We start from the raw sequence: 18,011 nt of genomic DNA on the forward strand, positions 1-18,011 counted from the left end.
GTCTTGAAACGAGGTCCCGTTGGAGGAGGCCGAGCCCGCTCGGAAGGCGTTCGGCGACCTGACGGAGGGGGAGCGGGACGTCGTCCGCGAAGCGCTCGTGGCCATCCGCCGCGACCCGGCGGTGGGCCGTGAGATCCCCGGCTGGCGGCCCCCCTCTGTGGAGTACACGTACACGACAGCCCTGGCCCGTGACTCCGTCGAGCCACCTGACTCACGTGTCCCCCAAGAAGATCGGGTTCGTGAACGCCGCCAACGCCCCCGGCAACGGCCCCACCGCCGCCTCGTGCCGCAACTCCGCCCGTACGTACGCCGCGTACGACGGCGTCGTACGCCACTCCACGACCCCCGAACCCGCCACCGGCAGCGGTGCGCTCGTGTGCAGGACGCCCTGGTCGGTGACGAACCGCACGACGCACCGCGGGGCCCCGCTCACCTCCAGCCGCACGGTCACCGGCGTGTCCCGGTCGGCCCTCAACCGCTCGCCGATACCGGCGTGTTCCCCCCGCCCGCCGGACGCCGTGAAGGACAGCGACACGTTCGCCGACTCGGCGACGTACGAACGCCCCGCGCGGATGCCCTCCTGGATCGCCTCCCGGGTCAGGTCGTCGGCGAGGACGACGGTCTGCGGGCGGCCGACGACGTCCGGGTCCCGGTGGGCGTCGCTGCTGCCCATCGCCGGGATCCAGTCCCGCCCCGCCTGACGTCCCTCGTTCCGCACGGACGAGACCAGCATGCTGTCCCAGTCGGCCAGCGCCATCTCGTCGTCGGGCGTCCAGGGACCGTTCCACACCTCGATGGCGTCCGCCTCGCCGAAGCCGAACTTCCAGTTGCAGCCGATGCAGGTGGCGTGCGGGTGGGCCGGGACGACCAGGCCTCCCGCCTCGCGGATCCGGCGGGCGAACCGGCCGTAGCGGTTGTCGCGGGCCCGGTAGCGCCAGTCGACGAAGGTGCCGGGGTCGGTGCCGAGCGCGACCACGTGACCGTTGCGCGTCGTGACCTCCTCGCCCAGCATCACCAGCAGGTCGTCGCCCGCGACGTCCGCCCAGTGGGCGTGCGCGGAGTGCGTGTTGTGCTCCGAGCTGTTGATGAAGTCCAGGCCCGCGGCCCGCGCCAGCGCCCCGATCTCGGCGGGGGTGCGGCGGCCGTCGGAGTACCAGGAGTGCAGATGGCAGTCGCCCCGGTACCAGTCCCGGCCCCGGCCCTTCGCCCGGTCCGGCGGGTACGCCGGCTCGGCGGCGGCACCGGGTTCGCCGTACGTCAGCGTGATCGTGATCTCGTACGTCAGCCCCTGCGGCGCCACCGTGTACGGGCCCAGCGCGATGTGCCAGGTGCCGCGCCGCACCGGACCCGGGAGGTAGCCGGGGGTCGCCTCGTCCGCGCGGAGGAAGAACTCCGTGCGCGCCCCGCCCGACCAGCCCCGGAAGCCACGGCCGCCCAGCTCGGTGCCGCGTTCGTCGAAGACGCCGATGTCGAGGGCGTTGCCCGCGGTGCCGGAGGGGACGGACGGGCGGTCGTAGGTGTAGGCGACCTTGAGCTCCCGTACGCCGGAGGGGATGTCCACCGGTACGTACACGAAGTCGGGTGAACCGGGCGGGAGTGTGCCCCGTACGGTCCTCGTCTGCTGCTGGCCCGTGGCCGACGCGAAGCTCACACCCGAGAGCTTAAGCGCGGCGGCGGCACCCGTCACGAACAGCGTGCGTCTTCCGATCCCTGCGTCGTCGTCACACATGCGGACCAGGATGGGCGGACGGCGTGAACTCGGTAACAACGCAAGGGGATTGTGCCCTTGCGCGCCCACACTCCCGGCCTGATGCCGACCGGTTGGTATGGACAGCTGGCGCATCCCTGGGTAGAGAGGGGACATGCGCATCGCCGTCACCATCTTCCTCACGGACGAGACCATCACCCCGACCCGGCTCGCCCGCGAGCTGGAGCAGCGGGGCTTCGCCGGGCTGTACCTGCCCGAGCACACCCATATCCCGGTCGAGCGGACCACCCCGTACCCGGCGGGCGGCGACCTGCCCCCCGAGTACGGCCGCACCCTCGACCCCTTCGTCGCCCTCGGCCAGGCCGCCGCCGTCACCGAGCGCCTCGGTCTCGGCACCGGTATCACGCTGGTCGCCCAGCACGACCCGATCGCCCTGGCCAAGCAGATCGCGACCCTCGACCACCTCTCCGGCGGCCGGTTCACCCTTGGCGTCGGCTTCGGCTGGAACGTCGAGGAGGCCGACGACCACGGCGTGGAGTGGCAGGCGCGGCGGGAGCTGGTCCGGGACCGGATGGCGTTGATGCGCGCGCTGTGGTCGGAGGAACCCACCGCGTACGAGGGCGAGTTCGGCGGCGTGCGCGCCAGCCACGCCCACCCCAAGCCGGTGCAGAAGCCGCGCGGGCCGGTCGTGGGGCCCCGCACGCTCGTCGGCGGCGCCGCGGGCCCGAAGCTGATCGCGCACATCTGCGAGTACGCCGACGGCTGGCTGCCGATCGGCGGGCGCGGCCTGTCCGAGTCGCTGCCAGTGCTCCGCGCCGCGTGGTCCGACGCGGGCCGCGACCCGTCCGCCCTCCAGGTCGTCCCGTACGCCGTCCACCCCACCCCGGGCAAGCTCGCGCACTACGCGGAGCTGGGCATCGAGGAGGTCGTGGTGCAACTGCCGCCGGCCGGGGAGGCGGAGGTGCTGCGGGCGTTGGACGGGTACGGCGCCTTCCTGGGCTGACTTCCCGGCGCTGATCAGCCCGACCGTATCCTCGAAGGATGACGACTTCCGCGACCTCCGGAACCGGCCCCACCGAGAACTCCCTGCGTCGCGCCCTCAAACGCGCCCGTGACGGCGTCGCCCTCGACGTCACCGAGGCGGCCGTACTGCTCCAGGCCCGCGGCGAGGCCCTCGACGACCTCGCCGCGTCCGCCGCCCGGGTGCGGGACGCGGGACTGGAAGCGGCCGGCCGCCCCGGCGTCATCACGTACTCGAAGAGCGTCTTCATCCCCCTGACCCGGCTGTGCCGGGACAAGTGCCACTACTGCACGTTCGTCACCGTCCCCGGCAAGCTGCGCCGGGCGGGACACGGAATGTTCATGTCCCCGGACGAAGTCCTCGACATCGCCCGGCGCGGAGCCGCGCTCGGCTGCAAGGAAGCCCTCATCACCCTCGGCGACAAGCCCGAGGACCGCTGGCCGGAGGCGCGCGAATGGCTCGACGCGCACGGCTACGACGACACCATCGCCTACGTCCGCGCCATCTCCATCCGCATCCTGGAGGAGACGGGCCTGCTCCCTCACCTCAACCCGGGCGTGCTGACGTGGACCGACTTCCAGCGTCTGAAGCCCGTGGCGCCGAGCATGGGCATGATGCTGGAGACGACGGCGACCCGCCTCTGGTCTGAGCCCGGCGGCCCGCACTACGGCTCCCCGGACAAGGAACCCGCCGTACGCCTGCGGGTGTTGGAGGACGCGGGACGGTCGTCCGTCCCCTTCACGTCCGGGATCCTGATCGGCATCGGCGAGACGTACGAGGAGCGCGCCGAGTCCCTGTTCGCGCTGCGCCGCGTCTCCCGGGCGTACCACGGCATCCAGGAACTGATCATCCAGAACTTCCGCGCCAAGCCGGACACGGCGATGCGCGGCATGCCGGACGCGGAGCTGGACGAGCTGGTCGCGACGGTGGCGGTGGCCCGGCACATCATGGGCCCGGCGGCCTGTCTGCAGGCCCCGCCGAACCTGGTGGACGCGGAGTACGAGCGGCTGATCGGCGCCGGGATCGACGACTGGGGCGGCGTCTCCCCGCTGACCATCGACCATGTGAACCCGGAACGCCCCTGGCCGCAGATCGAGGAACTGGCGGCGAAGTCCGCGGCCGCCGGTTTCGAGCTGCGGGAACGTCTCTGCGTGTACCCGGAGTTCGTCCGCCGCGGCGAGCCCTGGCTGGATCCGAGGCTGCGCCCGCACGTGGCGGCCCTGGCCGACCCGGAGACGGGCCTGGCCCGCCAGGACGCGGTCGTCGAGGGTCACCCGTGGCAGGAGCCGGACGAGGCGTTCGTGCCGTCCGGTCGTACGGACCTGCACGCCACGATCGACACCGAGGGCCGTACGTCCGACCGCCGCGACGACTTCGACGAGGTGTACGGCGACTGGGGCGCCCTGCGCGAGGCGGCCGCCCCCGGGATGGTCCCGGAGCGCATCGACACGGACGTGCGCGCGGCGCTGGCGACGGCGGCGGACGACCCGACACGCCTGACGGACGAGGAGGCGCTGGCGCTGCTGCACGCGGACGGGCCGGCGCTGGACGCGCTGTGCCGTGTGGCGGACGACGTGCGCAAGTCGGCCGTCGGCGACGACGTGACGTACATCGTCACCCGCAACATCAACTTCACCAACGTCTGCTACACCGGCTGCCGCTTCTGCGCCTTCGCGCAGCGCCGCACCGACGCCGACGCGTACACGCTGTCGCTGGACCAGGTGGCGGACCGCGCCCAACAGGCGTGGGACGTGGGCGCGGTGGAGGTCTGCATGCAGGGCGGCATCCACCCGGACCTGCCCGGGACGGCGTACTTCGACATCGCGAAGGCGGTGAAGTCCCGGGTCCCCGGCATGCATGTGCACGCCTTCTCCCCGATGGAGGTGGTGAACGGCGCGACCCGCACCGGCATGTCGATCCGGGAGTGGCTGACGGCGGCGAAGGAGGCGGGCCTGGACTCCGTCCCGGGTACGGCGGCGGAGATCCTGGACGACGAGGTCCGCTGGGTGCTGACGAAGGGCAAGCTGCCCACGGCCACGTGGATCGAGGTCGTCACCACGGCCCACGAACTGGGCATCCGCTCCTCCTCCACGATGATGTACGGCCACGTGGACCAGCCCCGCCACTGGCTGGGCCACCTGCGCACGCTGGCCCGCATACAGCAGCGCACGGGCGGCTTCACGGAGTTCGTCACGCTCCCGTTCATCCACACGAACGCACCGGTGTACCTGGCGGGCATCGCCAGGCCCGGCCCGTCGACGAGGGACAACAGGGCGGTCACGGCCATGGCCCGCCTGCTCCTGCATCCCTGGATCCCCAACATCCAGACAAGCTGGGTGAAACTGGGCACGGACGGCGCGGCGGAAATGCTCCGCTCCGGTGCGAACGACCTGGGCGGCACGTTGATGGAGGAGACGATCTCCCGCATGGCGGGCTCGTCCTACGGATCGTACAAGTCGGTCCGCGACCTGGTGGCGGTGGCGGAGGCGGCGGGCCGCCCGTCCCGCCCCCGCACGACGCTGTACGGGGAGGTCCCGGAGGAACGGCAAAAGGCCGCGGCAGCCTCGGACGGGCATCTGCCGGAGTTGCTGCCGGTGCTGGACTGACGGAGGGGCGTTCAGGCACGCACAGTACGATGATCCGACCCTCGATGTCGGGGGTCGGAGACTGAGGAGATGCGTGCCCGTGCCTGCCCGACGGCTTCCCTCCTGGGCCTGGGTGTCCGGCCTGACCGTGGGGGCGATCGCGGCGGTCGTCGTGCTGACCGTGCAGGCCGAGCAGGGCCCGCGCCCCACGGCCGCGGCGGCCCGGCCCGGCCCCTCGGCGTCCGCGAGCGCCAAGCCCACGCCGAGCACGCCGGCCCCGGCGGCCGTACCCGACGGCTCGGGGACCGGGCGGCGGATCGTCTACTCGCTGGGGGAGCGGCGGGTGTGGCTGGTCGACGCCAGTGACAGCTCCCGCCGTACGTTCACGGTGTGGCCCGGCACGGTCGACCCCGACCCCGGTACGTACACGGTCGGCACCCGCACCGAGGCCACCACCGGCTCCGACGGCGTACAGATCGAGCACGTCGTCTACTTCGCCGCCAAGTCCGGCGTCAGCATCGCCTTCTCCGCCGCGGTGGACGGCTCCTCGCCCCCGCCGGCCGCGTCCGGTACGCGGACCGGCGGCATCCGCATGAAGACGGCCGACGGTACGGCGCTGTGGGCCTTCGGCACGGCGGGGACGACGGTGACGGTCGTCAAGTAGTGGGCTCGGCCTGCTCGCTGGGCAGGTGGTTCACCAGCAGCACGACCCCGCTCACCAGGAACACCCGGGTCGCCGCGTCCAGCCCGTTCCAGTCCTCCGACTGCCACATCGCGAACCACTCACCCCCGATCGCGAGAAACCCGGCGCCGAACAGCAGCATCACCATCAGCAGTCCGTACGTCGATATCCGCCGCGCCGGCGCGTAGGAGCCGCGTGCCCAGAACCACGTACCGGCGATGAGCAGGAGCGCGGCGACCGTCTCCCACGCGATGATCGCGACATACGCCGCGTCCTGCAGCGCGGTGTCCGTGACGGCCCGCCACATCAGGTCCTCGTCCTTGAACGTGGTGTCCATGGCCAGGACATGCCGGACGAAGTCCTGGTTCGTCCCGAAGTCCGTGATGTTCCCGAAGGCGACGAGGGCGATGTAGAGGGCCACGGTCCCGGTGAGGGCGGTGGCGACGACGGGGAGTGTGCGTCTGGTGGTGCCTGGGGTGGTTGTGGACATGCCTATTCTCTACCAGCGTCGGACAGTGCCCACGCCCCCTGATCCGCCCCTTCCCTGTCGAATACAGTGCTGAGCTGTCGTACGTACGGACGGTGCCCTGGGGAGGTCTGGTGGATGCGACAGCGGGCGCCGTCTGGGGGCGTGCCGAGCAGCAGGACTTCCGTAGCCGGGTGCGCGGGACGCTGCTCGGTGCCGCCGTCGGGGACGCGCTGGGCGCGCCCGTCGACGGGTTGGACATGGACGGTATTCGGGCGGCGCACGGGCCCGAGGGTGTCGTCGATCTGGCCCCGGCCTTTGGCAGGCGCGGTGCCGTCACGCACCTCACCCAGCTCACCCTCTTCTCCGTCGACGGGCTGATCCGCGCCCAGGTCCGCCGGGACACCGGCGCCTGGCATCCGCCGACCGATCTGCACCGGGCGTATCTGCGCTGGGTCGCCACCCAGCGCGACTGGGGGCCGGACGAGCGGCGCAAGGACGACGGGTGGCTGGCCCGGGAGGAGTGGCTGTACGCCCGGCGGGACCCGGCCCGGGCCCTGCTGATCGGGCTCGGCGACGAGACCATGGGCACGCTGGAGATGCCGAAGAATCCGGGGGAGGCGGGGCCCGAGGCCGCCGCCCGTTCCGCGCCGTTCGGGCTGCTCGTCGGCTGGGAGCCGCAACTCGTCGCCCAGCTCTCCGTGGAGTGCGCCGCCCAGACCCACGGCCACCCCACCGCCTACCTCGCGGCGGGCGCGTACGCCGTGATCGTGCACACGCTGGCGCGCGGCGAGAGCCTGGACGGCGCGGTGCAGCGGGCGCTCGCGCTGCTCGCCGCCCGGCCCGGGCACCAGCCGGTGGCCGACGCGTTGCAGCACGCGCTGGGTGCGGTACGGCAGGGCATCCCGACGCCGGACCGGGTCGCCGGACTGGCCGGCGACGGCACCGCCGACCGGGTCGTCTCCGCCGCCGTCTACTGCGCCCTGGTCGGCGAGGACGTACGGCACGGACTGCGCCTCGCCGTCAACCACGACGGGCCCTCCGCCGCCACCGCCGCCCTCACCGGCGGCCTCCTCGGCGCCCTGCACGGCGAGACCGCCCTGCCGCCGGCCTGGCTGGCCGAGCTGGAGGGCCGCCCCACGATCCTCGAACTGGCCGACGACTTCGCCATGGAGATGACCCAGGGCCCGGCCCTGCACAGCCCGGCGGCCGCCTCCCCGGCCTGGCTGGCCCGCTACCCCCGGGTGTGACCGACCTCACAGGGACCCCGCCCGGCGATCGGACAGACCGGACTGTGGACCTTTCCCTACGCGCCCGGATACGGGCCGGTGACCCGGAGGCCTTCGCGGACCTGTTCGCCGCGCACGCACAGGCCCTCTACGGTCACGCCGCCCGGCTGTCCGGTGACCGTGGCGTCGCGGAGGACGTCGTCTCGCTGACCTTCCTGGAGGCCTGGCGGCTCCGGGAGCGGCTCAGACCCGAGCCCCCCGACCCCACGGCGGACGGCGACGGACTGCGGCCCTGGCTGTACGGCATCGCCACCAACGTCCTGCGCAACACCCGCCGCGCCGCCCGCCGCCACAGCGCCGCCCTCGCCCGGCTCCCGGACCGGCGCGCGGACCGCGAGACGGTGCCGGACTTCGCCGACGAACTGGTCGGCCGCATGGAGGACGCCGAACGGCTCGCGGCCGCCCGTACCGCCCTGCGCCAACTGCGCCGCGCCGAGCGCGAGGTGTTCGCGCTGTGCGTCTGGTCGGGGCTGAGCTACACGGCCGCCGCCGACGCCCTCGGCGTCCCCGTCAGCACCGTACGGTCCCGCCTCGCCCGCGCCCGGCAGCGACTGCGGCGGCTGGCCGAGGCGGAGTTGAGGAAGACACCGAAACAATCCGCGAGACGCGCTCCCGCCGCCGGACAGGAACCGGATGGCCGCACCGAGTGGCCCGGTCGAACCAGGAGAAGTGCCGATGAACCCCGCAGAGCGTGAAGAAATGGCCCGGCTGCTGCCGAGCCCGGGTGAACCGGTCCTGCCCAGCGACCGTCAGAGCCTGCTGAAGGACCATCTGATGCGCGAGTTCACCCAGGAAGCCCAAGCGCAGGGAGCCCAGAACGCCGGGGGAGCCCGAGCCCGCGGAGCCCAAGTAGCCCAGGGAGCCCGGGAAACCTCCCCCCGGCCCATCCCCCCGCCCCGTCCACGCCCCCTCCGCCGCCTGACGATGATCGCCGTCCCCCTCGCCGCCGCGGCCGCCGTCGTCGCCGTAGCCCTCGGCACCGCGGGGCCCGGCGCACCCGACAGGCCGGTCACCGACCAGGAGGCCGTCGCCCTGCTCCACCGCATCGCCACGGCCGCCGCCGCCAAGGAGACCGTGCCCGTCCGCGACGACCAGTTCGTCTACACCCGCGTCCGGGGCACCGACTTGCAGGAGGCCGGCAAGGAGTGGGAGTACGAGCGCACGGACTGGCAGGCGATCAAGGGCGGGCGCTCGGGGCTGGCCAGAACCGTGGTCCTCGACCCGCCGTCCGGCGGCGGGCCGTTCCGCGACGGCAAGTCCACACAGGACATGACGATGTACCCGGGCCCCGGTCCCTCCGACTACCGGAGGCTGGAAGCCCTGCCCACCGACCCGCAGAAGCTGTACGAGAAGATCTGGGCCGACACCGAAGGGCAGGGCCCCACCCACGAGTGGGCGGCGATGGAGACGATCGACACCCTGCTGGACCGGGCCGTCCTCATCCCCGACGTCAGCGCGGCCCTCTACCGCGCGGCGGCGAAGATCCCCGGCGTCACGGTGGTCCCGGACGCGACCGACGCCGCCGGGCGGCACGGCATCGGGCTCACCTTCCAGAACATCGACGACCGTGACACCTGGGTCTTCGACAGGACCACCCTGGACTACCTCGGCACGGACGAGACGGCCCTGCTGGAGGTCGGGATCGTCGACAGGATCGGGCAACAGCCCGCCTGACGAGCCGGCCGGGGCATCCGAGACGCCGGTCACCGTCTGCGCGCAGTGGCGGATGGCTTCGGGCAGGTCCGGTCGGCAGGGCGAGCAGCCGGTCGCGGGCACGCACCGGGGCGGCACGGTCGCCCACCCAGTGGGCGGTGATGGGGAACTCGCTCTGCAGCCCACCCGAGCCGGGCGACGAGGGCGAGTAGCCGCTCAGGCTCCGCTCCCGCCCCGTTCAGCCCCGAAGGGCGGCCACCCGGCAGGTGGCCGCCCTTCCGGCGTACGGACTCCGCCGCTACTCCTTGCCCGGCGCGGCCCCCACCACGCCGTCCGCCGCTCCGGCCGATGCCGGTACGGCCGCCGCCGCTCCGTCCTCGTCCGTGTTGATCTTCTCGATGATCGCCAGCCGGTCCGGGGTGTCCTCCGGCTTCAGGTGGCCGATGAGGATGTACAGGATCAGTGACACCGCCAGCGGGATCGACACCTGATACTGGAGCGGCACACCGCCCTCGACGCTCCAGTTGATCGGGTAGTTGACCAGCCAGAAGGCGAACAGCCCCGCCGCCCAGCTGGTGAGCGCCGCCGTCGGCCCGGAGCGGCGGAACGGCCGCAGCAGGCCCAGCATCATCGGGATGGCCATCGGGCCCATCAGCCCGGCCACCCACTTGATCACGACGGTGATGATGTCCTTGAACGTGGGGGAGTTGACCTGCGTCGCCGCCGCCATGGACAGCCCGAGGAAGACGACGGTCGCGACCCGCGCCACGATCAGCCCCCTGCGCTCGGTCCACGTCCGCGCCCTGGCCCAGATCACCGGCGCGCAGTCCCGGGTGAAGACGGCGGCGATGGCGTTGGCGTCGGAGGAGCACATCGCCATGGTGTGCGAGAAGAAGCCGACGATGACCAGGCCCAACAGGCCGTGCGGCAGGAGCTGTTCGGTCATCAGGGCGTAGGAGTCGGAACCGTCCGGCTTCTGCGACTCCACCAGCAGCGGCGACATCCACATCGGGAAGAACAGCACCAGCGGCCAGACCAGCCACAGGATCGCCGACAGCCGTGCCGACCGCTCGGCCTCCTTCGCGGTCGGCGTCGCCATGTACCGCTGGGCCTGGTTGAGCATGCCGCCGTTGTACTCGAAGAGCTTGATGAAGAGGAAGGCGAGCAGGAACACCGTGCCGTACGGGCCCACCAGCGGTTGCTCGTGGCCGTCCAGCTCCGGCCGGTCCCAGACGCCGAAGAAGCCGCCGTAGTCGCCGAGTTTCGCCACGACCGCGACGAACATCGCGATCCCGGCGAGGAGCTGGATCACGAACTGCCCGAGCTCGGTCAGCGCGTCCGCCCACAGGCCGCCGATCGTGCAGTAGATGGCGGTGATGGTGCCGGTGATGAGGATGCCCTGGTTGAGGGAGACCCCGGTGAAGACGGACAACAGGGTGGCGATCGCGGCCCACTTGGCGCCGACGTCCACGATCTTCAGCAGCATGCCGGACCAGGCCAGCGCCTGCTGGGTCTTCAGGTCGTAACGGTTTTTCAGATACTCCAGCGGGGACGCCACATGGAGCCGGGAGCGCAGCCGGTTGATCCGCGGGGCGAACAGCTTCGACCCGATGGCGATGCCCAGCGCGATGGGGAAGGACCAGGTCACGAAGGAGGTGACACCGTAGGTGTAGGCGATCCCGGCGTACCCGGTGAACATCACCGCGCTGTATCCCGACATGTGGTGCGAGATGCCGGACAGCCACCACGGCATCTTCCCGCCGGCGGTGAAGAAGTCGCTGACGTTGTCGACGCGTTTGTGCGACCAGACGCCGATCGCGACCATCACACCGAAGTAGCCGATGAGCACGGCCCAGTCGAGACTGTTCATGTGCCAACCTTCCGGGGTCCGCCTTGTGCACGGCCCGCTCATCGTGAGTGCGGCGACGCGAGCACGACAAGAAAGTGGAAGGTCAAGAGCGGGCAAAGAAGTTCGGTACGATGACCTGCGTTCACGCACATGAATCAGCGGTGGGTGTCCTCAGCGCATCAACTCCCCCGCGTTGACCAGCAGCGACTGCCCCGTGATGGCCCGCGCCCGGTCCGACGCCAGGAACGCCGCCGCGTCCGCCACGTCCCCGTCCGTGGCCGGCTCCGGCAACGCCATCCGCCCGGTCAGCCGCCCCAGCACCTCCTCCTCCGGCACCCCCTCGGTGTGCGCGGTGAACCGCACGTAAGCCTGCACCGGCGGCCCCCACATCCACCCCGGCAGCACGGTGTTCACCCGGATCCGGTACGGCCCCAACTCCCGCGCCAGCGAGTACATCGCGCTGGTCAGCGCGCCCTTCGACGCCGCGTACGCCGCCTGCCGCACCTGCGACGGAGCCGCCACCGCCGACTGCGTCCCGATGAAGACGACCGACCCGCCGCCGCCCTCCTTCAGCCCCGGCAGACACGCCCGCGTCATCCGCAGCGACCCCAGCAGGTTCACGTCGATCACCGACAGCCAGGTGTCGAAGTCGGCGTCCTGAAGCCCGCCGAAGTAGCTGTCCCGGGCGGCGACATGGACCACCGCGTCGATCCCCCCGAACCGTTCCCGCGCCAGCCCGGCCAGCGCCGCGCACTGCCCCTCGTCGGTGATGTCCGTCGCCCGGTACGCCGTGTGCGCCCCGTCCGGGTCGATCGCGGCCGCGCTCTTGGCGAGGTTCGCCTCCGTGCGCGCGCCGAGCACCGCGTTCCCGCCGTCCCGTACGACGGCGGCCGCGACCTGATGGCCGAGTCCGGCGCCCACGCCGGAGACGACGACTGTCCTGCCGTGCAGCAGCGACACCGGGGACCCCACCTCTCTGGCCATATTTCTGACGGAGCGTCAGAGTAGGGGCGACGCGAGGAAAGGGGAACACCATGGACACCCGCAGCGAGCTCTACGCCGAACTGGCCGCCGTCGGCCCCTACGGCGTCCGCCCCGGCCATGCCCTGATCACCATGGTCGAACCGCACCCGGGCCACGAGTACGCCTACAACCGCTGGTACGAGGACGACCACTACTACGCCGGCGCGATGGCCATGCCCTGGATGTACGCCGGCCGCCGCTGGGTGGCCACCCGCGATCTGCAACTCCTGCGCTACCCCGAGAAGTCGGCGATCGCCCAGCCCGTCACCGCCGGCTGCTACCTGTCGACGTACTGGATCACCGCCGGCCGCCACGCCGACCACATGAAGTGGACCGTCGCGATCAACAAGCGCCTCAACCACGACGCCCGCGTCCATCACGCCCGCACCCATGTCTTCACCGCGTTCCAGGACCACGAGACCACCGTGTACCGCGACGGTGCCGCCGGGCCCCGGGACTTCCACGCCCTCGACCACCCCTACGCCGGACTGGTCCTCCAGGTCGTCGACGCCGACTCGCCGCAGCAGCGCGCCGAACTGCTGCAGTGGCTGCGCACCCGCCACCTGCCGAGGCGGCTCAAAGGCTCCCCGGCCGCCCTGGTCACCGTCTTCCGGCCGGTCCCGCTGCCCGGCGACCGTATGACCTACGTCAAGCAGGTCGAGGGCGTCGACACCCGGCTGACCCTGCTGTGGTTCCTGGAGACGGATCCCAGGGAGTGCTGGGAGCAGTACTTCGCGGGGTTGGGCGAGAGGGAGGAACTGGGGCGGACGGAACTGGTCGCGCCGTTCATTCCCACCGTGCCGGGCACGGACCGGTACGTCGACCAGCTCCGCTGATCACCTCAGCTCCTCCGGACACGGCGTCCCCCGAGGCAGGTCGTAGGGCGACGCCAGCCGGTACGTCCCCGCGCGCGGCGCCAGCAGGACCGTCCACTTGTCGCCCTGCGCGTCCTCCTCGGTCTCCATCAGGCAGCCGTTGATGTTGAGGTACGTCTTCGGCGCGCCCTCGGGACGGTCCTTGGAGGCCTCCGTCTCCTGCGGCGCCTCGACCCCCTCGCCCTTGGCGTCGACCAGTTTCAGCCACGGCGAGTACGGAACGCGGATCAGCACCCGGCCCGGCTGCTTCACCCGGAGCGTCATCTCACCCTGCTCGGCCCGGTCCACGATGGCCGGTGGATCGGCGAGCGGGGTCGGGTCGGTCACCCGGAACAGCTGCCAGTTCGCGTCCCCCCACACCTGCGTCAGGTACGGCAGCCCGCGCTGCACCAGCTGCCGCTCCCGCTCACCGCCGTCCCCGTCCGGCTCGTCCTTGGGCAGCACGACGTAGTGCACGGCCCAGCGCTTGAGCCACTCGTGATAGTTGGCCGAGTTGAGGGTGTCGTCGTAGAAGAGCGGATTGCGCTCCATGTCGGCCTGGCGGTTCCAGCCGCGGGCGAGGTTGACGTACGGGGCGAGCGCGGAGGCCTCGCGGTGGGAGCGGGCCGGGACCACCTCGACGCGGCCCTTCTCGGCGCCGACCTGCTGCAGCTCGTTGACCAGCGGGGCCAGTTCCCGCGCCCAGGACGCCCTCGGCGTCGTATGGACCACGTCGTCGACCGACTTGTAGCCGATCCAGCTGACGAAACCGACGAAGGCCACCACGATCGCGTACCACTTGCGCGAGCGCGGCACCGCGAACGGCAGCGCGGCCAGCAGCGCCACGCCCGCGAACAGCATCGCCAGCCGCGTGATGTTCGACCCGATCTGCGAGCTGATCACCCACACCAGCAGCACGGACAGGCCGTACACGGCGGAGGTGATGCGCACGGTCTTCCAGTCGTGCGGGACGAGAAGGAAGACGAGGGCCGAGTAGACCAGGGGCAGGGCCGCCGACCCGAAGGACATCGGCTGGGTGCCGGAGAACGGGAACGCCCACGCCGACACCGCCACCACGGCGGACGGCGCGAGCCCCAGCGCCCACGCGCCCGGCCGCCGCTTCTGCAGGAACAGCGCCACCGCGACCAGACCGACGAACAGCCCGGCGACGGGCGAGGACATGGTGGCGAGCGCGGCGAGGGGAGCGGCGCACAGGGCCTTCGCCCAGCGTTTGTAGCGCCAGCGGTACGGCCAGCAGAACACCACCGCGACCGCGGCCAGCGCGAACAGCGTGCCGAGCCCGAACGTCACCCGCCCCGACACCGCGTTGCACAGCAGCCCGAACACTCCTGCGAGCCCGGCCCACAGCGGCTGCCGCACCGCCCGGCTGCGGACCAGGATCAGCGTCAGCAGCCCCGCGGAGAGCGTCCCCGCGATCATCATCGTCGTCCGCACACCGAGCAGCGACATCAGATACGGCGACACCACGCTGTACGACACCGGGTGCATGCCGCCGTACCAGGCGAGGTTGTACGCCGAGTCGGGGTGGCGGCCGACGAACTCGGCCCAGGCGTCCTGCGCCGCGAGGTCTCCACCGCTGTTCGCGAACGTGAAGAACCAGGTGACGTGGAGCACGCCCGCGACGGCGGTGGTGAGCAGGACGGGATGCCGGGCGAGTCGCTTCAGCCGGTCACGGACGGTCACCCCGGGCGGCCCACTGGGCGATGCGTCGGGCGATCCCTCGGACGGTCCCGCGGGCACGCGTATTCGCGGGCCGGATCCCGGGCCCGGACCGGTGTCGTCGGCGCGTGTCGGCTCCGCAGTGGCCACCTGTTGGCACTCCCCGTGTCCCGTCTTCTCTTCTCGGCCGCACGCCCCGTTTCCCGGCCGTTTTCGGCCATGTGCCGAGGCGTTCCGGCGCCCGTCCCGTGCGCGGGCGTCCTGTCCCGTTTCGTGACGCTAGCACGCACCCCGCCGACGGGCGCCCGGGGAGGGCTCCGCCGACGGGGTGCGGTGGGGTGGTGGGGCGGCGTGGGCCGGGTCAGGCGACGCGGGTCAGCTTCTCCGTGAAGCCCGGTTCGGTGAGGTCCGACTGCAGGGCCACGGGCACCTCGACCGCGCCGCCGCTGCCGTCGCCCACGGTGAGCGTGCCGACCTTGGTGCCGGCCTTCGCGGTGTGCGGTACGGCGTCGGAGGCGAAGGACAGCTTCACCTTCAGGCCCGCCCAGCCGACCGCGGTGACGTCCTGCGTGACGACGACCGGTGTCCGGCCGCCGAGCTGGTCGTCGACGTACCCGACGACATCGCCCTTCTTCAGGATCTTCGCCGAGGTCAGCGCGTCCTGGGCGGCGAGCATCGCGGTCTTGCTGACGGCGTTCACCGTGTCGATGATCGGCGCCTTGTGCTGGCCGAGGATCGCGCCGACCACGGTGACCGTCTCGCCGCCGACCTCCTTGCGGGCGGCGAACAGCAGGTTGCCGCCGGCCGCGGTGGTGGTGCCGGTCTTGATGCCGATGGCGCCGTCGTACGGCACGAGGTCGTTCCAGTTGCGCCACTTCTGGCCGGACGGGTCGATCCACGAGGGCAGCTTGGTGATCTCCACCAGGGCCGGGATCTTCACCAGCTCGTTGCCGAGCTTCACCTGGTCCTCGGCGGTGGAGACGGTGGTCTCCTTCAGTCCGGAGGCGTCGGTGTACGTGGTGTTCTTCATGCCCAGTTCCTTGGCCGTGTCGTTCATCTTCTTGATGAACGCGGCCTCGGTACCGGCGTCCCAACGGGCCAGCAGACGCGCGATGTTGTTCGCGGAGGGGATCATGATGGCGGACAGGGCCTGACGCAGGGTGAGCTGGTCGCCCTCCTTGGCAGTGGTGAGCGTGGACTCGCCTTCCTCGTTGTAGCCGCCCTCCTTCTCGGCGAGCGCGTCGACCGTGATCTTCGGGCCCTCCTCGCCGGGCTTCAACGGGTGCTTCTGCAGCACGACGTACGCCGTCATGGCCTTGGCGACCGAGCCGATGGCGACCGGCTTCTGCTCGCCGAAGCCGCCCATCGTGCCGACGCCGGTGACGTCCATCGCGCCCTGACCCTCGTTCGGCCACGGCAGGGTGACCTGGCTGCCGTCGAAGGTGTACGACTCCTCGGCGGTGAGTTCGAGGGTGGGCGTCGGCACCGGTCGTACGGCCTGCACGATCGCAAACACGATCACCAGCAGCAGTACCAGCGGCGTCCAGATCTTGACCCGCCGCACCGCCGTCCGCAGCGGGGTCTCCGGGGGCGGCGGGGTGTTGGTCAGCTCGGCCAGCAGATCCAGCGGCGGCTTCGGCGGCAGGGGCTGCTGCGTCGTCCGCTCCGGGCCGACCTGCGGCACGGAGGCGGTCTGGTCGGCGGGGACCTTCGGGAGCGCGGTGGTGGCCTCGGCGGGCGCCTTGGGCTGCTCCGCCGGGACCTTCGGCAGGGCGGTCGTCGCCTCGGCGGCCCGCGGGGGCTTGCGCGTCGACGGGTCGTCCAGGGGCTTGAGCGCGACGAACTTGCTGGTGCGCTCGGCGTCCGACTCCGGCGCCGGAGCGGGCTTCCTGGCGCCCCCCAGCTTCAGCATGGTGGTCGGCTGGTCAACGGCCGGTCCCGACGGCTTCACGGCCCTGAAGACGGCCGTGGGCTGGTCTACGGCGGGTGCGTCGGCCTTGGGGGCGTCGGAGCGCGCGTCGCGGCCGCTCTTGGCGGCGTGCTGGGAGTCGCCCTTGACGCCGACAGGGGCGGCGTCCTTGGGGGCGTCCCGGGGGCCGTCCTTGGGAGCGTCCTCGGCGTCCTCGGGTGCGGCGTCGGTGTCGTTGTCGTTGTCGGCTGTCACGGTTGCGGCGCTGGTGTCGTTGTCGGCTGTCTCGGGTGCGGCGCTGGTCTCACCCTTGGCCGTCTCGCGTGCGGAGCTGGTCTCACCCTTGGCCGTCTCGCGTGCGGCACCGGCCTGGCCGTTGGCCCCGCCGGCTGCGGCGCTGGTGTCCCCGGCTTTCCCGGCGGTGGCGCTCGTGTTCCTGGTCGCCTGGGCTGCGGCGCCGGTGTTCCCGGTCTCCTCGCCGTGAGCGTCCTGTTCCTCGGTGGGCCCGCTCCGCTGGGCGGGAGCCTCCTCCACGGCGGACGTCTCGTCCTGGGCGGAGTTCACCTGACGGGCGGGCGTTTCTCCCTGGGCCGAGTTCACCTGACGGGCGGGCGTCTCGTCCTGGGTGGAGTTCACCGCACGGGCGGGCGTTTTTCCCTGGGCGGAGTTCACCTGACGGGCGGGCGTTTTTCCCTGGGCGGAGTTCACCTGACGGGCGGGCGTTTCTCCCTGGGCGGAGTTGTCCTGACCGGCGGCCGTCTCGGCCTCGGCGGTGCCCTTCTCGGAGCCGTCCTCCTCGCTGGAGTCCCCGGCGTCGGCGGCCGTCACGTCCTCGGCCTCGTCGGCAGCCCCGTCGCCGGGCTCGTCCGCGTCCGCGTCACCCTCGTCGGCGGATGTCACCCAAGCCGCCACCGCCGCCCGCAGCCGCTCGTCGCCCGTCGCGTCGGACTCGGCGCCGTCCTCGGGTGCTTCGCGCTCCGCACGGCCCGCGGGCTGCTCGGAAGCCGCCTCCGCAGCAGCCCCCTCGGACTCCTCGGAGAGTTCCTTCACCGAGAGCACCCGCGTCGCCGTGTCCGCCTCACGCCCGCCCCCGGACTCCCGTGCCACGGCGAGCCGTGGGTCAGGGGTGGTGGCGCCGTTCCTGGCTTCGGGAACCGGACTCGCGCTCCCCGACGTCGGTTCTGCCGACGACTCGCGCTGCTTCGACCTGTCGGGGGACTCGCCCGCCACCGATGCCTCCTCCATGCGCCGCACGCCTCCGTGCGCGTACCCAACCGTGAACCGTTGCCCGG

13 protein-coding genes are annotated in these 18,011 nt (G+C 72.0%); 7 read left to right on the plus strand and 6 right to left on the minus strand.

Annotated features, from left to right (window positions below):
• Positions 1 to 211: 211 nt before the first annotated feature.
• On the minus strand, positions 212 to 1,729 hold the full coding sequence (locus HJD23_RS23950) for a CehA/McbA family metallohydrolase (RefSeq protein ID WP_171114608.1): 1,518 nt from the start codon (positions 1,727 to 1,729) through the stop codon (positions 212 to 214).
• 133 nt (positions 1,730 to 1,862) lie between these two features.
• Here HJD23_RS23950 and HJD23_RS23955 point away from each other — a divergent pair, with 133 nt between their 5' ends.
• From HJD23_RS23955 to HJD23_RS23965, 3 genes are all read left to right on the plus strand, one after another.
• Positions 1,863 to 2,711, plus strand: coding sequence for an LLM class F420-dependent oxidoreductase (locus HJD23_RS23955; protein ID WP_171114607.1), 849 nt, complete (start codon positions 1,863 to 1,865; stop codon positions 2,709 to 2,711).
• A gap of 38 nt (positions 2,712 to 2,749) precedes the next feature.
• Positions 2,750 to 5,335: a bifunctional FO biosynthesis protein CofGH gene (locus tag HJD23_RS23960; RefSeq protein ID WP_171114606.1), complete on the plus strand. Its 2,586-nt coding sequence runs from the start codon at positions 2,750 to 2,752 to the stop codon at positions 5,333 to 5,335.
• A 73-nt stretch (positions 5,336 to 5,408) separates the two neighbouring features.
• Positions 5,409 to 5,978 carry a hypothetical protein gene (locus tag HJD23_RS23965; RefSeq protein ID WP_171114605.1) on the plus strand — a complete coding sequence of 190 codons (570 nt, stop codon included), beginning with the start codon at positions 5,409 to 5,411 and terminating at the stop codon, positions 5,976 to 5,978.
• On the opposite strand, the gene HJD23_RS23970 is transcribed toward HJD23_RS23965, so the two are convergent.
• A complete protein-coding gene (locus HJD23_RS23970; protein WP_171114604.1) occupies positions 5,971 to 6,486 on the minus strand; it encodes a DUF2165 domain-containing protein in 516 nt (171 codons plus the stop codon). The two genes, HJD23_RS23965 and HJD23_RS23970, sit on opposite strands and share 8 nt — an antisense overlap.
• 110 nt (positions 6,487 to 6,596) lie before the next feature.
• Here HJD23_RS23970 and HJD23_RS23975 point away from each other — a divergent pair, with 110 nt between their 5' ends.
• From HJD23_RS23975 to HJD23_RS23985, 3 genes are read left to right on the plus strand one after another with little or no spacing between them, the layout of a single operon-like run.
• The gene (locus HJD23_RS23975; protein ID WP_171114603.1) at positions 6,597 to 7,712 is read left to right on the plus strand and encodes an ADP-ribosylglycohydrolase family protein; all 1,116 of its coding nucleotides are present in this window, start codon (positions 6,597 to 6,599) and stop codon (positions 7,710 to 7,712) included.
• A gap of 44 nt (positions 7,713 to 7,756) precedes the next feature.
• Positions 7,757 to 8,446 carry a sigma-70 family RNA polymerase sigma factor gene (locus HJD23_RS23980; protein WP_171114602.1) on the plus strand — a complete coding sequence of 230 codons (690 nt, stop codon included), beginning with the start codon at positions 7,757 to 7,759 and terminating at the stop codon, positions 8,444 to 8,446.
• Positions 8,427 to 9,425 carry a CU044_5270 family protein gene (locus tag HJD23_RS23985; RefSeq protein WP_171114601.1) on the plus strand — a complete coding sequence of 333 codons (999 nt, stop codon included), beginning with the start codon at positions 8,427 to 8,429 and terminating at the stop codon, positions 9,423 to 9,425. Before HJD23_RS23980 ends, HJD23_RS23985 begins: the two co-directional genes overlap by 20 nt.
• A 277-nt stretch (positions 9,426 to 9,702) precedes the next feature.
• On the opposite strand, the gene HJD23_RS23990 is transcribed toward HJD23_RS23985, so the two are convergent.
• On the minus strand, positions 9,703 to 11,274 hold the full coding sequence (locus HJD23_RS23990; RefSeq protein WP_171114600.1) for a sodium:solute symporter family protein: 1,572 nt from the start codon (positions 11,272 to 11,274) through the stop codon (positions 9,703 to 9,705).
• A gap of 150 nt (positions 11,275 to 11,424) precedes the next feature.
• Positions 11,425 to 12,213: an SDR family oxidoreductase gene (locus tag HJD23_RS23995; protein WP_171118845.1), complete on the minus strand. Its 789-nt coding sequence runs from the start codon at positions 12,211 to 12,213 to the stop codon at positions 11,425 to 11,427.
• Between the two features lie 74 nt (positions 12,214 to 12,287).
• On the opposite strand from HJD23_RS23995, the gene HJD23_RS24000 reads away from it, so the two are divergent.
• On the plus strand, positions 12,288 to 13,112 hold the full coding sequence (locus tag HJD23_RS24000) for a hypothetical protein (protein WP_171114599.1): 825 nt from the start codon (positions 12,288 to 12,290) through the stop codon (positions 13,110 to 13,112).
• Here the strand turns inward: HJD23_RS24000 and HJD23_RS24005 are convergent, their stop codons facing one another.
• Positions 13,113 to 14,960 (minus strand): MFS transporter, encoded by a 1,848-nt coding sequence (locus tag HJD23_RS24005; RefSeq protein ID WP_171114598.1) that lies wholly within the window; start codon positions 14,958 to 14,960, stop codon positions 13,113 to 13,115.
• Between the two features lie 211 nt (positions 14,961 to 15,171).
• The gene (locus tag HJD23_RS24010; protein WP_171114597.1) at positions 15,172 to 17,964 is read right to left on the minus strand and encodes a D-alanyl-D-alanine carboxypeptidase; all 2,793 of its coding nucleotides are present in this window, start codon (positions 17,962 to 17,964) and stop codon (positions 15,172 to 15,174) included.
• Between the last annotated feature and the right edge of the window lie 47 nt (positions 17,965 to 18,011).

Origin of the sequence: Streptomyces sp. Z423-1, assembly GCF_013009255.1 — a bacterium.
In the GTDB taxonomy this organism is placed as follows: domain Bacteria; phylum Actinomycetota; class Actinomycetes; order Streptomycetales; family Streptomycetaceae; genus Streptomyces; species Streptomyces gossypiisoli.